Source organism: Dyadobacter sp. HNCC25DJ186 (assembly GCF_056895235.1).
Map to the genome: position 1 here is coordinate 173,778 of NZ_JBXHAS010000005.1, position 13,515 is coordinate 187,292.

Sequence of the window (13,515 nt, forward strand, 5' to 3'; positions counted from 1 at the left end):
CCCCCGGCACTGTATCCAAATTTATGAAGCAGGAACTAAGGCTTTTTTTTACGGCACTTCAATTTTACACCCGTCTCCACGTTCCCGCCTGGGTTGGTTACAATCCGGATGACATGAATAAAGCGACTCGGTATCTTCCATTAATTGGCTGGATTGTCGGGTTTGCTTCTGGTATTTTTTTGCTGCTTGGATCTTATCTGATCGACCTTTCCACCGGCATTATTCTTTCCATGATTTCGTCCATTTTATTAACCGGCTCTTTTCATGAAGATGGCTTTGCTGACGCCTGTGATGGTTTTGGGGGTGGTTGGACAAAGGAAAAAATTCTTGAAATTATGAAAGACAGCCGCGTCGGGACCTATGCCGTTGTCGGGCTTATTCTGTTGCTGGGATTAAAATTTTCGTTGATAAAAGCGTTAATCCCACATATTCAAAATCATTCCTTTCTGGTTTTATTGACGCTGATAAGTGCCCATGCTTTAAGCCGGTTTATGGCTGTGACGATGATTTTTACGCATACATACGTCCGGTTTACCGATGATAGCAAATCAAAACCGGTAGCAGAAGTTGGGAGCAGAAACACACTTTTCATCGCCGCTATTTTTGCTATATTTCCACTTCTTGTTTTGTGTTTTCTTTTAAATCAACCGGCATTATTAATGGTGATTCCTCTCCTATATCTGATCAAAATATTGCTTGCCCGTTATTTCAAAAAATGGATCGGTGGGTATACCGGCGACTGTCTCGGTGCAACACAACAGGTCTGTGAAATTGGTTTCTACTTCTTCTCCGCCGTTTTATGGAAATTTATTTAGTGAGGCATACGACGCCTTCCCTTTCGCCCGGACTTATTTACGGTCGGCTGGATGTTGCTTTGGAAGATACTTTCCCTGCAGAATTTGAAATTATAAAAACAAAACTTCCCGAGAATCCGGATATTATTTATTCCAGTCCTGCCACACGTTGTACTGTATTAGCACAAAAATTAAATCCCGTTTTCATCATTGATGACCGCCTTACTGAGCTCAATTTTGGCGATTGGGAAGGTGCAACCTGGGATACCGTTAATGAATCGGACTTGCAGATCTGGATGGATGATTTTGTGAATGTTGTCGTTCCCTGCGGTGAGAGTATGCGACAAATGTCTGTGCGGGTTTTATCGTTCTGGTCTGAATTGATACAAACAGATCATAAGAAAACGGTTGTTATAACACATGGAGGCGTTATACGATTAATTCTTGCGCATCTTCGAGACATTGAACTGGTCAACGCTTTTGATATTAAAGTGGCTTATGGAGAAGTTATTACGATCAAAATTCCCAAGGTTTCCGAAATCAATTAATCGCTGATCTTACACCATTTTCAACTCCGGGTATAACTTTTTAAGGCAAGTATCAAACTCGACATTTACCTTAAACAACGGATATGGATACTAATATTGATATTTTAGGTGATCAGGAAGAAACGCTGGGAACGGCTGAAGATTTGAGAGAGGAAATTGCGGTCGAAGTTGTGCAGCATGAGGTAGTGGGCAGTCACGTAAAAATTGAATTTGAAACATCAAAAGGACTTTGTACCGGTTATTATTTTGTTAACGAGCTTGGTCACGAAGAGCTGAACATGGAGCCTGATTCCGTAATTATACTCACCAATTTATTCCCTGATTATTACGGTGCCTATATCAATGCACTAAACCGGGACTGGGTCGATATTGATCTTTCAGTAAAGTATGACGGCTGTCCGGAATACAAAATATATAACCGGCATGTGGTTTTATAATTCTGTAAAATCTTTCTAACAATCTTGCTTAAATTGAGTTATTTTTGGTTTATCCTCAACGTTAAAATGGATAAGCCATGAAAAGAATCTTCGTATTTATTCTGTTGATTTGGGTTACCAGCAACTGCAAAAAAGTAGAAGTAGTAGAAATTACTGATCCTTGCAGTTGTTCATTAAGTGGTAATTGTACAGCAATTTATAGCTCAGTAGTAGTAGAAATCAAAAATCAGAAAGGAAATCCCGTCGGTCTAGATGATTATTATACAACAAAATTATCGACCGGAGAAAAAATAAATCTTAAAAGCGCCGAATTTGATAGCCTGAGAGGTACAGTGGGTAAATATCCGATACTTGCTGACGGGCAAAAGGACATGACCGAAAAATGCGGTACCGATTTTGAATTTACAGGAATAAAAAACGGCAATGAAATTGTAAAAAGGGCTTATAAAATTGGCCACGATTGCTGCCATGTGAAGATTTTGGAAGGCGATCCGAATATCATCATTTCGGAATAAAAGATTAATTGGATGTTCGAAACAGATTTTAAAAAAATACTTGACCAGGTTGAGAACATCCAGCCTACGACTTATGGCAGTACGCGCAATTTTCAGGATGGCACGGTAACCCGTTTGTCTCCCTACATATCACGCGGCGTTATTTCGACAAAATATGTTTTTACAAGTTTGATCAACCGCGGTTTTAATCCATGGGAAATTGAACGGTTGATACAGGAACTGGCCTGGCGAGATTACTGGCAGCAGATCTGGATTGAAAAGGGAAATCTGATTGATGAAGATTTTAAAACACCACAGATCGATGTTGGAAATCATCAGATTCCCAAAGCCATTATTGAAGGTAAAACAGGCATTGAAGTCATTGATCAGGCAATTTCAGATTTTTACGAAACCGGATATCTTCATAATCATCTCCGATTATACATTGCAAGTATTGTTTGTAATATTGGAAAAAGTCACTGGAAGCTTTCCGCAAAATGGCTGTATTATCATTTGCTCGATGGCGACTGGGCGAGTAATGCATTAAGCTGGCAATGGGTGGCTGGCTCAAACAGCAATAACAAGTATTTCGCAAATCAGGAAAACATCAACAAATTCTTTTATTCTGATCAAAAAGGTACATTTCTGGACGCCGGTTATGACGCATTTCCGCTTAAAGAAATCCCTGAAAGTTTGCAGGAACTCACGACACCAGTTTTATCGACCACGTTGCCTGAAAAACAATCCTTGACCATAGATAATCAAAAGCCAACGCTACTTTACAATTTCTACAATCTTGATCCACTTTGGAAAAAAGATATGGACGTCAACCGGATTTTGCTCCTTGAACCTTCACATTTTTCCAAATATCCGGTATCAGAAAAAACGATAAATTTTATTTTATCCCTTGGTCAAAACATCGAAAACTTACAGATTTATATCGGTGAGTTTGATGATTTGGGGAATGAATATCAGCTTGAAAATATCTACTTTAAAGAACATCCGACCGCGGCTCATTACAAAGGAACAGAAGAAAGCCGCGACTGGATGTTTTCTGTTAACGGTTATTATTCTTCGTTTTTCAAATTTTGGAAACAATGCAAAAAAGAACTTTCTACTTTATATAACGCTCATTAAATGCATCTTACAAAAGAAGACATTCAAAATACAGAAAAAATAAAACGGTTAAATATCATCAATTCGATAACCGGTATCAAACCTGCGAATCTGATAGGAACAATATCAAACGATGGGAAAACCAATCTGGCGATTTTCAGTTCTGTCATTCATCTGGGCAGCAATCCTGCACTGATCGGTTTTATTTTAAGACCAGACCGTGAAGCCGGACAGCATACTTTTGAAAATATCAAAGAAAATAGTGTTTACACGATCAATCACGTTCATGAGTCTTTTATCGAGCAGGCACATTATACTTCAGCAAAGTTCGGACGTGATGAATCTGAATTTGACAAGTGTGCTTTAACGGAGGAATTTATTGCAGACCACAAAGCACCTTTTGTTAAGGAAAGTACGGTAAAACTGGGAATGAAAATTGTTCAGACAATTCCCATTGAGCTCAATGGAACGGTTCTGATTATTGGTGAAGTTGAACATCTGATCATCCCGGATACGGCGATGGACGATCAGGGACAAATTGATCTGAGCAAGCCGAATAATGTCGGAATTTCAGGATTAAATACTTATTACAAACTGGAAAAAATAGCAAAGTTTCCTTATGCAAGACCGAGCGCATTACCCGATTTCTCAAAAAACGACTAAATGAAAAAAGAACACCTGCCGGAAAAAATATGCGTCGTTTGCGGCAGGCCATTTTCCTGGCGTAAAAAGTGGGAAAAAGTTTGGGATGAGGTAAAGTATTGCAGCGATAAATGCCGGGGAAATAAAAACAAAATTCATGGAAACAGTTAATATCATTTTTCCCCATCAGCTGTTTGAAAAAAGTCCGATCGCTGAAAATGGTTTTCCGGTTTATCTGGTGGAAGAGGAGTTGTATTTCAATCAGTTTAAATTCCATAAACAAAAAATCGCATTTCACCGGGCGACCATGAAATGTTATGCCGCTTACCTCGAAGCAAAAAATGTGGAAGTACATTATATTGAAGCCATTGATCCGCTTTCTGATATACGAAAATTGATACCGGAACTGGCAACCAAAAAAATCACAACGATACATTATATTGATCCGACAGACAACTGGCTTGAACAGCGATTAATCTCTGCTTCCACCAAAGCAGAAATCGAAATAATTCAATATAGAAATCCTTTGTTTTTGAATAGTAAGGAAGAACTGAGCGTTTTTTTTCATGACAAAAAGAAAAGGTTTTTCCAGACAGAATTTTATATCCAGGAGCGAAAAAAACGTCAGATTTTAGTTGATAATAAAAATGAGCCTGTTGGTGGTTCTTGGAGTTATGACGTAGATAACCGCAAAAAATATCCACGAAAAAAGGAACCGCCGCATATCGCCTACCCTGAAACAACCCCGTTTTACGAAGAAGCAAAAACTTATGTTCAGGAACATTTCAAGGACAATCTCGGCAATCTGACCACAGATCCATTTTACCCGCAGGACTTTAAAACGACCCAAACATGGCTTAAAGCGTTTTTGGATGATCGTTTCCAAGAGTTCGGGCCTTATGAGGATGCTATTGTTAAGAATGAAAGTATTCTGCATCATAGTGTGCTTACGCCGATGTTAAATATCGGATTAATAACGCCCGATCAGATTATTAAAGCGGCACTGGATTATTCTGAGAAACATGATATCCCGTTAAATACTACCGAAGGATTTATCCGGCAACTGATCGGCTGGCGTGAATTTATGCGCGGATATTATGAACGAAATGGTTCTGTGGCAAGAACTAAAAACTACTGGAATTTCACCCGGAAAATACCGAAATCTTTCTATGACGGCACAACCGGAATCGAGCCTGTTGACCAGACGATCAAACGAGTTCTAGAGCGCGGATATTGTCATCATATTGAACGATTGATGGTTCTAGGAAACTTCATGTTATTATGTGAATTCGACCCGGACGATGTTTACCAATGGTTCATGGAATTGTTTATCGACGCCTACGATTGGGTCATGGTCCCGAATGTATATGCGATGAGCCAGTTTGCCGACGGCGGAATGCTTTCAACAAAACCTTACATTGCCGGAAGTAATTATATCATGAAAATGAGCAATTATGAAAAAGGTCCCTGGCAGGAAATCTGGGATTCACTTTTCTGGCGTTTTATGCACGTGCACCGCAGCTTTTTCACAAAAAATCCACGACTGGGAATGCTTGTCGGCAGTTTTGATAAAATGGAAACCGAGAAACAGAAAAGGTTATTAAATACTGCACATACATTTTTGACGTCGCTGGACTAAGAATTCTCTCTCCCCATTGTAAATGATGCGGTGATCGCAATACAAGCAAAATTTGGCAGCCTTTCGACGCCAAAAATAGCACGTGTGTGCTTTCCCGCCTCCCCAAGAATTTCAAGAAATAAATCAGAGGCGCCATCCGCAGCTTTCGGCGCTTCGTTCCAGTCGCCACTTGCTGCATAATAGATGTCGATATGGTTCAGGCCTTCGACATTTTCAAAACCCAGATGTTTTTCAATTTGACCTAAAACATTCATTGCAGCAATTCGGGCAGCCTGATAACCTTCTATGGTTGAAACCTCCGCACCAAGTTTTCCGGGATACCGTAAATCCCCCTTATCAATTGGAAACTGGATCGCAACGTAGGCAATAGTTCCTCTTACATTAACAGCAACATAAGACCCTCCCGGGTTTGGGACACTGCGTTCTTTTATACCGCTTGAAACAAGCATTAATTTTTATTTTTAGTAGGACATAAATTTAAATTCTTCCGGGAAGTTGGTATCAACTAACCTGATCAGGGCCTTTACTGAGTCCTGCTGCATTCGGGAATAAATACTTCGTTACAAGGATAAAAAACGCGACCACATTGGCCGTTGTGGTCGTCAGTAAAGTTACGATCACAGTATCAGAAAGTTGAAAAGAAAACTCGAAATGATCCGGCCCTTTTAAAGGTCCGCCGTAAAAGGGATTGACCAAATAAAATTCCCCGACGCCATGAAGCCAGACAATAAAAATAACGATGAAAAGGAAGGTAGCCACCAGTTGAAAAATACGGGCGGCATATTTTTTTCTTTCACTGATATCCTGAATTATGCCCTGCAACTGGGCAATTTGCATTTGAAGCGATATGTCTTTTTCTTTATCCAGATGCCGGACTTCCTGTAAATTGCGGAGTTCCTGAAGCAACATCTCTGTTGTTACCGAATTCGCTTCCTTAGTTCCGCTCTCATTTCCCGCTTCCTGAACCATCTGGATCCCGTGCGCAACGATCTGCTCAGGACTGGGCGCGGATGGATTGTCTGATGAGATTTTGCTCAAAATATTCCTTAATAACGTCGTTGGAAATTATTGTATTTTCACCTTTTGCATAAGCTTGTGCCCATGGCGAATTGGCGGCATGCGACCAGTTAGAAAGCGTTACGCCATCAAGATTTTTAGTTATCTCCCAGGTATACTCAATGGCTTCAGTTTCGGTTGAAGATAAGGTATAACTTTCAGAAACCGCGGAAGCTTCTGAAATTTTAAAAGTAGCAGGCTGGTCAATAATGGGGCTGCTCCCCCACTTTTTATAAAGCTGATAAATCGAAGGAATAACGGGACCAAATTTCCAGGCAAAAAACGGCTCGCTACATAAAGGCGTGTCATAAAGAGCCAAATGTAACCCGTGTGCAAAAAAGACCATTTTCTGCAATTTCATTTGTGTCACCGGGCTTTCTGATGAAGAACCCATCCGCACAAATTCCTTTGCTACAATCTCTGCTGATATCATAATGGCAACGATTAGATGCGGGCTAAACTATTCATTATATAACGAAAGTTAAATTCGTAAATTATTTTGCAATCTAAACACAATAACAATTATTAAAAAGGGAAAGTGCAGAAAAATACTATGTGTTTTTTACTATAATTCGCTTAATATTAATACATTAACTATAAAAATCGAGTCAACGCGACACGTTATGACAATAAAAAAGTAGTATTCAATTATCCATCGCGACAATTGAATACTACTTAAACGTGACAATTTCAGGTTTAGCTATTCTTCTTGATTTTGAATTGGCTCATCCTTTCTTAACTTAACTTTACTTATACCAAACCCACCGATTAATCCGGTTAAAAATCCAAGCCATGTACTGAAATGATTAGGTACTTTGTATAAAATTAATATCGTAATTAATAGTACCGCCGCAATTAATAAAACAATGATGGTTCTAAACGTCCTGTGAGTGATAGTACTAGAATCTATTTCTTTTAACTTAATCTTTTCTAAACTTTCCATTTTCTTCAAGTGAAAAGTCAGAGCATTGTCCTCGTTTTTCTCCATTATATCAAGCAAACGGGACTGATGCTCTGGAGATAAAGAGCCTATTTCAAAAGCATTCTTAGGTGTTTTTTGCCTTGCAAACATTTCAAACTCGTCAAAGATTCTCGTAGTTCTTTTAACACCAGAACTTGATTTCTCGGAATCATCATCTTCACTCGAATTAATTGCTTCAATATTGCTCATTCATTAATAGCTCTTTAGAAGATTTTACATATATATAATCATAAACATGATTACTATTACCCTCCGACTTAGATAATCTAAACAAATTTTCACAAGAGTCTGTGAAATATGAAGAGATCGAGTGAAATTTCTGTTCGAAGAAATAACTGGCTCTTTTTTCCATATATACTTTGAAAATTAACTCTTTCAATTCATCTTTTTGCTCCTCAGTTAATCCTCTTTCCTCGGAAAATTCTTCAATCACCTCTATTAAATATTTACTGGCAATTTCCAATGCCTCTACCTTTTCGCTTTTAAACCTGATAGGGTTTTTTGCTTTAAATATTTTAGTTGACATGATATTTGTGTTTTTTACGGTACAGCACCTGTACCAAGTTATTTTAATTACTAATCCCTGATGTAATAATTATACGTAAGTTAGTAACGTTTCTATGTTATAAACAATTGTTTATTAATTATTATTCCTAAGCAATTATTTTAAGGTATTAAATCTTAAAATAATGAATTATTGAGCTTATTTTAATTTTCTTATCTACGAAACATTGGTTTATTAGATAAATTATCTAATAAATTCTTAGATCCATATTATAGTATAACATCTTATTAATAGTACAAGGTAACAAAATCATTACTTAAGCAATATTATATTTTTAACAATATCCAAAAATGAATCCAGTTTCACTGAAATATTTTCATCTTACGTATTTGTGAACAATCCGCTTATTTACCAACTATAAAAGCCTCGGTAAAGTTAGTCAGCGCATATTTTTTGATTTTGTTTACAGGATGCGTATCTGCCAATTCAACAACTTCTTTATTGACGATCAAATCCTCAGGTTTGAATTTGATATTGAACAAGTTGTATCCGGCCAAATCTGAAAAACCTTCTGCGTTCGCGCCGGAAGAAGTTATCTCACCTTCCATTTGTTTAAGCCAGCCCAGCTCCTGATATTTTTCCTTAATCAAAGCAGACTCAGCCTCATCAATTACGATTGCCTTTTTAATCTCACCGATCCAGTAATGTTTTTTTGTTATCCCATGGATTGAATATAACCAAACCGGATATGTTTTATTGGCATGAGCAGCCTGCCCTTTACGGATAGGTTCCAGGAAGCCATAATGAAATCCATCTATAACTTTGCTGGTATCAAAAAGCCATTCGTCAAGTCCATAACCAAACTGCGCTTCCTGTGAATCCTTCGCAGTACCTTTTCCAACCATTCCTGACGGGCGTTTCCATTCAAGCTCATTCGATGATATACGCGCTGCTTTTTTGTTAATCATCGAATCCGGGAAGATCAGCGTGATATTGTCAGCAGTAGTTACCTGGAAAAGTGTCTGGTGCCAGTTTTCGTTTTTAGTTCCCAGCGGTATAACGCCTGAATATAAATCCTGATTTTCGTCCCAGGCAATTTCCAGTCTTCCATTCTCAGCGTCATCGATACCTGTTACAGTACCCGTAACTTTTACATCAACCTCCTGGTATCTGTTTCGCAAACTGCTAACAGAAAACCGATCATTAATTTTAATGGCCTTCAACGCCGCTAAAATATTTTTGTTAAGCCGATTTTTCAAGTTTATATCGGTAGCCCAATAGTTTTGCTGAATAAAATCCTTCAACATGTTTTGCGGGTTACTTATGTGACCATGATTGGAAGATCCCACCCAGTATGTAATTGCCATAAACTTTTATCAGTTAATATTTTATTAATTTTCAAACATTAAGGTCTTAGACCTAGCCCACTGTTTCCGATAAACTATAAAATCCTTTTATTATTCCTATCTAAACCCGGACCAAACCGCTCTGATTCTGGTGGTGGTTCATCTGGTTCAAATAAGGCTCAGGAAGTCAAGTCTTAGTAGTAGTTTCCTTATCGCCGGCCAATATGAAATATCCATTATCTCATTCAAAAACGGCTAAAATTAAAATGAACAAAAAAAGCACTTACCAAAATTTGATAAGTGCTTGTCATTCAGGGCTCCCGAAGTTGGGCTCGAACCAACGACCCTCTGATTAACAGTCAGATGCTCTAACCGGCTGAGCTATTCAGGAATTTCAAATCCGATTGTGTATCTGAATTGTGGTGCAAATATAGCGGTTCGATAAATATGACGCAAGTCTCAGACAAAAATATTTTTTAGCTTTGAACCTGTTGCAGTATTAACTCCTTGACTTTCTTAGCATCTGACTTTGAAAAATTATTTATAATTATTTCCGGACGCATCCGTGGGATAACCCGAATCGTCGAAAAGATCATACTATTTTCAATTTCCACACCTGAGATATCAGAATAGAAAACGAAATTATCTGTACTTCTGAAAAGTTTTTTCACCGTAAAAGTTACTCCCTTTTCTCCAAATGTTACTTCATCCGGAAACATTGGATTCATTAGCCCGCTGGCTTTAAAACGCTCATTCATATGTATTGTCTTTAGAAAAAGTTTACGCTGTTAAAATATGCTCACAAAGGTACGTATACTACCTTTTTAGTTTCAAAAAATTCTTCGGTAAAATAGTCAGAAAGCTCGTATGTGCGTGTTTTCATATTCAACTCCGCCAGCTCTTCTGCCAGATCACCTCCTTTTAAGTATAAAATACCGTTCCTCAGCGAATGAAAAGAATTACGACTGATATTTTTACGAACCCAGCCAACAAATGGTGTGATACGGGTTACAGCGCGACTTACCACAAATTCATAAGTGTCTTCAAGCTTTTCTGCCCTGACCTGCTCCGCTTTTACATTTTTCAAATCCAGGGCGGTGGCTATTTCCTGAACAACTCTGATCTTTTTCCCAATACTGTCGACCAGATGAAACTGTGCGTCCGGAAACATAATGGCCAGCGGGATTCCGGGAAAACCACCTCCAGTTCCTACATCCAGCACGGAAGTACCAGATTTAAACTGCAATACTTTCGCTATTCCCAAAGAATGCAAAACGTGACGTTCATATAAGGTATCAATATCCTGTCGTGATATCACGTTCACTTTCGAATTCCAGTCCTGATATAATTCTTCCAGCTTCGTAAATTTCTCAATCTGCGTTTTTGTCAGGTCAGGAAAATATTTTAAGATTAATTCCATGTATTTCGAGGTTTTCTTCTTGTCATTACAAAAAATCCGAAGAAGACATAATAAATAAAAAATGCAAAATCCATTAACAGAAAACTAAACCACTCGACGGTACGGTCAAGCTTTCTGTTGATAATAAAAAAGAGTATCCACTGAACAATCCAGCGAATTCCTACAATGACTCCTAATTCCTGAAGAAGCAAAATATCATTGTTAAATAAGCCAAAACCCAATATCAGAAAAGCAAGGGACCAAACCGCAACATGGGAAGATGAGAGAAGGCCCAACATCATTTTATTTCGCTTTCTGTAAAACTGACTAACGGCCAAATGCCTCCTCTTTTGCCTCAGCCAACCCGCCCAGGTCGTTTTTGGCCTGGAATAAACAAACGATTCGGGCTCAATGGCTATGGCTGTATTGGTGCTAGTTGATACCTCATTCAAAAAAATATCATCATCCCCGCCCATGATATGCCGGTGTCTGTAAAATCCTTTATTCTCAAAAAACACTTGTCTCTTATACATGATATTTCTCCCAACTCCCATATAGGTCAACCCTGCCAGGGAAAAAGAGAGATACTGAACTGCGGTATAAAATGTCTCGCAACGTATGAACCAGTTCAACAATCCTGATTCTTTCTCATAAGGGGAAAATCCTATTACGATATTCTTTTCTTCACTGATCTGGGAAGCCATAGCGGTGATCCAATGCACCGAGTTTGGACGGCAATCTGCATCGGTCATCAGCGCAATCGGATATTTTGCCTGCTTCATCCCAACCGTCAAGGCATATTTCTTCGGTGTGACATGACTAAACTCGTCATTGATCCTGATATATCGGATATGTTTCCAGCTATGAATATTTTCACGCATAAAATCCTCGCTGCCATCGTCCGACCTATCATCTAAAAGGATCACCTCAAACTCCGGATATTCCTGCGCATCAAGAAGCGGCAGCAATTCCATCAGGTTTTCCTTTTCATTCAAGGCACAAACCAGCACTGTTACACCAGGTGAATCACTTCCATAGTTCGTACTCTTTCCGTAAAAGGCCAGACGCGTGAAAATAAAAAGGTAATAAAACAGCTGAATCAGAACAAATGCGCAAAGCACATAAAGTAGAGAATCCGTCACGATAAAGAGGGGTTGTAAAATTTTTCCATATGTAATGCTACAAATATACAGTCATTGTCAGGATTGTTTGTCCCCTTCCACCTATTTTTGCAGACTCAAAATTTATATTACATTAATGAAGTTTACGCTACAAACTCAGGATCCACAATCAAAAGCACGAGCCGGTGTTGTGGAAACAGACCATGGGACTATCCAGACGCCGATTTTCATGCCGGTTGGTACCGCTGGAACGGTAAAAGCTGTACATCAACGTGAGTTGAAAGAAGATATTAAAGCACAGATAATATTAGGAAATACTTATCATCTCTATCTCCGTCCGGGACTTGATATTCTGGAAAAGGCCGGCGGATTACACAAGTTTAACGGATGGGATAGGCCAATTCTTACCGACAGCGGTGGATATCAGGTTTATTCTCTGGCAGGCACGGGGAGAAAAATCAACGAGCAAGGTGTGGTATTTAAGTCACACATTGACGGTGGGATACACACTTTTACACCCGAAGGCGTTATGGACATACAACGTACAATCGGTGCGGATATTATCATGGCTTTCGACGAGTGTACACCCTACCCCTGCGATTTTACTTATGCCAGAAATTCAATGGAAATGACCCACCGCTGGCTTGGCAGGTGCTGTACTCGTTTTGATGAAACCATACCTTTGTATGGACATAGTCAAACATTGTTCCCGATTGTCCAAGGAAGTGTGTATAAAGATCTTAGAAAACAATCTGCGGAAGTTATTGCTTCTTATGAAAGAGAAGGTAATGCAATTGGAGGATTGTCGGTGGGCGAGCCTGCAGAGATAATGTACGAACTAACCGAAGTCGTTTGCGATATTCTGCCGAAAGATAAACCAAGATATTTGATGGGCGTCGGCACGCCTGCCAATATCCTTGAATGCATAGCACTGGGTGTAGACATGTTCGATTGTGTAATGCCGACCCGGAATGCGCGTAATGGCATGATTTTTACTACCGAAGGCATAATAAATATTAAGAATGAAAAGTGGAAAGATGACATGTCTGCGATAGACAAAAATCTGGGTGGTTATGTGAGTACATTCTATTCTAAAGCGTACCTTCGTCACCTGGTGAAATCAGAGGAAATGCTGGGAGCTCAAATTGCAAGTGTTCATAACCTGACTTTTTATTTGTGGCTGGTTAATACAGCCAGAGAAAAAATAATAGAAGGAAGTTTCACAACCTGGAAGAAAGAAATTGAAAAAAAATTGATGCAACGTCTTTGAAAGTTAGAAAAAGAACATTTCTTTCGAAAAGATTTTGGTTTAATTACAGTTTTATTGCTGTATTTCGAAAATTGAGGTTGGTAAAATGATATTGTTAACCTAATTTTGTGCCCACTAGGCATTTTGATAAGGGAATATCTGGCCACGAAAAAATATTGTTTTTATT

Annotated in this window: 18 protein-coding genes and 1 tRNA gene; 9 read left to right on the forward strand and 10 right to left on the reverse strand. The window is 38.8% G+C overall.

What is annotated here, in order from left to right; all coding sequences use genetic code 11:
• The first annotated feature begins 23 nt into the window (after positions 1 to 23).
• The 8 genes from AC1XUO_RS16725 (at position 24) to AC1XUO_RS16760 (ending at position 5,670) form a co-directional block, all read left to right on the forward strand.
• Positions 24 to 815, forward strand: coding sequence for an adenosylcobinamide-GDP ribazoletransferase (locus AC1XUO_RS16725; RefSeq protein WP_483330915.1), 792 nt, complete (start codon positions 24 to 26; stop codon positions 813 to 815).
• The gene (cobC, locus tag AC1XUO_RS16730; RefSeq protein ID WP_483330916.1) at positions 800 to 1,342 is read left to right on the forward strand and encodes an alpha-ribazole phosphatase; all 543 of its coding nucleotides are present in this window, start codon (positions 800 to 802) and stop codon (positions 1,340 to 1,342) included. The genes AC1XUO_RS16725 and cobC overlap by 16 nt, the downstream gene beginning before the upstream one ends.
• A gap of 83 nt (positions 1,343 to 1,425) precedes the next feature.
• Positions 1,426 to 1,779, forward strand: coding sequence for a hypothetical protein (locus tag AC1XUO_RS16735; protein WP_234647295.1), 354 nt, complete (start codon positions 1,426 to 1,428; stop codon positions 1,777 to 1,779).
• A gap of 77 nt (positions 1,780 to 1,856) precedes the next feature.
• Positions 1,857 to 2,294, forward strand: a complete 438-nt coding sequence (locus tag AC1XUO_RS16740) for a hypothetical protein (protein WP_483330917.1) — start codon at positions 1,857 to 1,859, stop codon at positions 2,292 to 2,294.
• Between the two features lie 12 nt (positions 2,295 to 2,306).
• Entirely contained in the window at positions 2,307 to 3,410 is a 1,104-nt protein-coding gene (locus AC1XUO_RS16745) for an FAD-binding domain-containing protein (RefSeq protein WP_483330918.1), read from the forward strand.
• Positions 3,411 to 4,052, forward strand: a complete 642-nt coding sequence (locus AC1XUO_RS16750) for a flavin reductase family protein (RefSeq protein WP_483330919.1) — start codon at positions 3,411 to 3,413, stop codon at positions 4,050 to 4,052.
• Positions 4,053 to 4,202, forward strand: coding sequence for a DUF2256 domain-containing protein (locus AC1XUO_RS16755; RefSeq protein WP_483330920.1), 150 nt, complete (start codon positions 4,053 to 4,055; stop codon positions 4,200 to 4,202).
• The gene (locus AC1XUO_RS16760) at positions 4,189 to 5,670 is read left to right on the forward strand and encodes a cryptochrome/photolyase family protein (RefSeq protein ID WP_483330921.1); all 1,482 of its coding nucleotides are present in this window, start codon (positions 4,189 to 4,191) and stop codon (positions 5,668 to 5,670) included. Before AC1XUO_RS16755 ends, AC1XUO_RS16760 begins: the two co-directional genes overlap by 14 nt.
• Here AC1XUO_RS16760 and AC1XUO_RS16765 read toward each other — a convergent pair.
• The 10 genes from AC1XUO_RS16765 to AC1XUO_RS16810 all read right to left on the reverse strand — a co-directional run bounded on the left by AC1XUO_RS16765 (position 5,667) and on the right by AC1XUO_RS16810 (position 12,100).
• Entirely contained in the window at positions 5,667 to 6,119 is a 453-nt protein-coding gene (locus AC1XUO_RS16765; RefSeq protein ID WP_483330922.1) for a RidA family protein, read from the reverse strand. The two genes, AC1XUO_RS16760 and AC1XUO_RS16765, sit on opposite strands and share 4 nt — an antisense overlap.
• 52 nt (positions 6,120 to 6,171) lie before the next feature.
• Entirely contained in the window at positions 6,172 to 6,708 is a 537-nt protein-coding gene (locus AC1XUO_RS16770; RefSeq protein ID WP_483330923.1) for a hypothetical protein, read from the reverse strand.
• Positions 6,665 to 7,159 (reverse strand): Panacea domain-containing protein, encoded by a 495-nt coding sequence (locus AC1XUO_RS16775; RefSeq protein ID WP_483330924.1) that lies wholly within the window; start codon positions 7,157 to 7,159, stop codon positions 6,665 to 6,667. Before AC1XUO_RS16775 ends, AC1XUO_RS16770 begins: the two co-directional genes overlap by 44 nt.
• Before the next feature lie 267 nt (positions 7,160 to 7,426).
• Positions 7,427 to 7,897: a hypothetical protein gene (locus tag AC1XUO_RS16780; protein WP_483330925.1), complete on the reverse strand. Its 471-nt coding sequence runs from the start codon at positions 7,895 to 7,897 to the stop codon at positions 7,427 to 7,429.
• A complete protein-coding gene (locus tag AC1XUO_RS16785) occupies positions 7,884 to 8,234 on the reverse strand; it encodes a hypothetical protein (protein ID WP_483330926.1) in 351 nt (116 codons plus the stop codon). Before AC1XUO_RS16785 ends, AC1XUO_RS16780 begins: the two co-directional genes overlap by 14 nt.
• 383 nt (positions 8,235 to 8,617) lie before the next feature.
• Complete coding sequence (locus AC1XUO_RS16790) at positions 8,618 to 9,580, reverse strand: hypothetical protein (protein WP_483330927.1); 963 nt, start codon at positions 9,578 to 9,580, stop codon at positions 8,618 to 8,620.
• A 296-nt stretch (positions 9,581 to 9,876) separates the two neighbouring features.
• Positions 9,877 to 9,950: transfer RNA gene (locus AC1XUO_RS16795), tRNA-Asn, on the reverse strand.
• 85 nt (positions 9,951 to 10,035) lie between these two features.
• Entirely contained in the window at positions 10,036 to 10,317 is a 282-nt protein-coding gene (locus tag AC1XUO_RS16800; RefSeq protein WP_483330928.1) for a hypothetical protein, read from the reverse strand.
• Between the two features lie 41 nt (positions 10,318 to 10,358).
• On the reverse strand, positions 10,359 to 10,979 hold the full coding sequence (rsmG, locus tag AC1XUO_RS16805; protein ID WP_483330929.1) for a 16S rRNA (guanine(527)-N(7))-methyltransferase RsmG: 621 nt from the start codon (positions 10,977 to 10,979) through the stop codon (positions 10,359 to 10,361).
• Positions 10,970 to 12,100, reverse strand: coding sequence for a glycosyltransferase (locus tag AC1XUO_RS16810; protein WP_483330930.1), 1,131 nt, complete (start codon positions 12,098 to 12,100; stop codon positions 10,970 to 10,972). Before AC1XUO_RS16810 ends, rsmG begins: the two co-directional genes overlap by 10 nt.
• A 115-nt stretch (positions 12,101 to 12,215) precedes the next feature.
• Between AC1XUO_RS16810 and tgt the strand changes: the two genes are divergently transcribed.
• Positions 12,216 to 13,349 (forward strand): tRNA guanosine(34) transglycosylase Tgt, encoded by a 1,134-nt coding sequence (tgt, locus tag AC1XUO_RS16815; RefSeq protein WP_483330931.1) that lies wholly within the window; start codon positions 12,216 to 12,218, stop codon positions 13,347 to 13,349.
• Positions 13,350 to 13,515 lie beyond the last annotated feature (166 nt).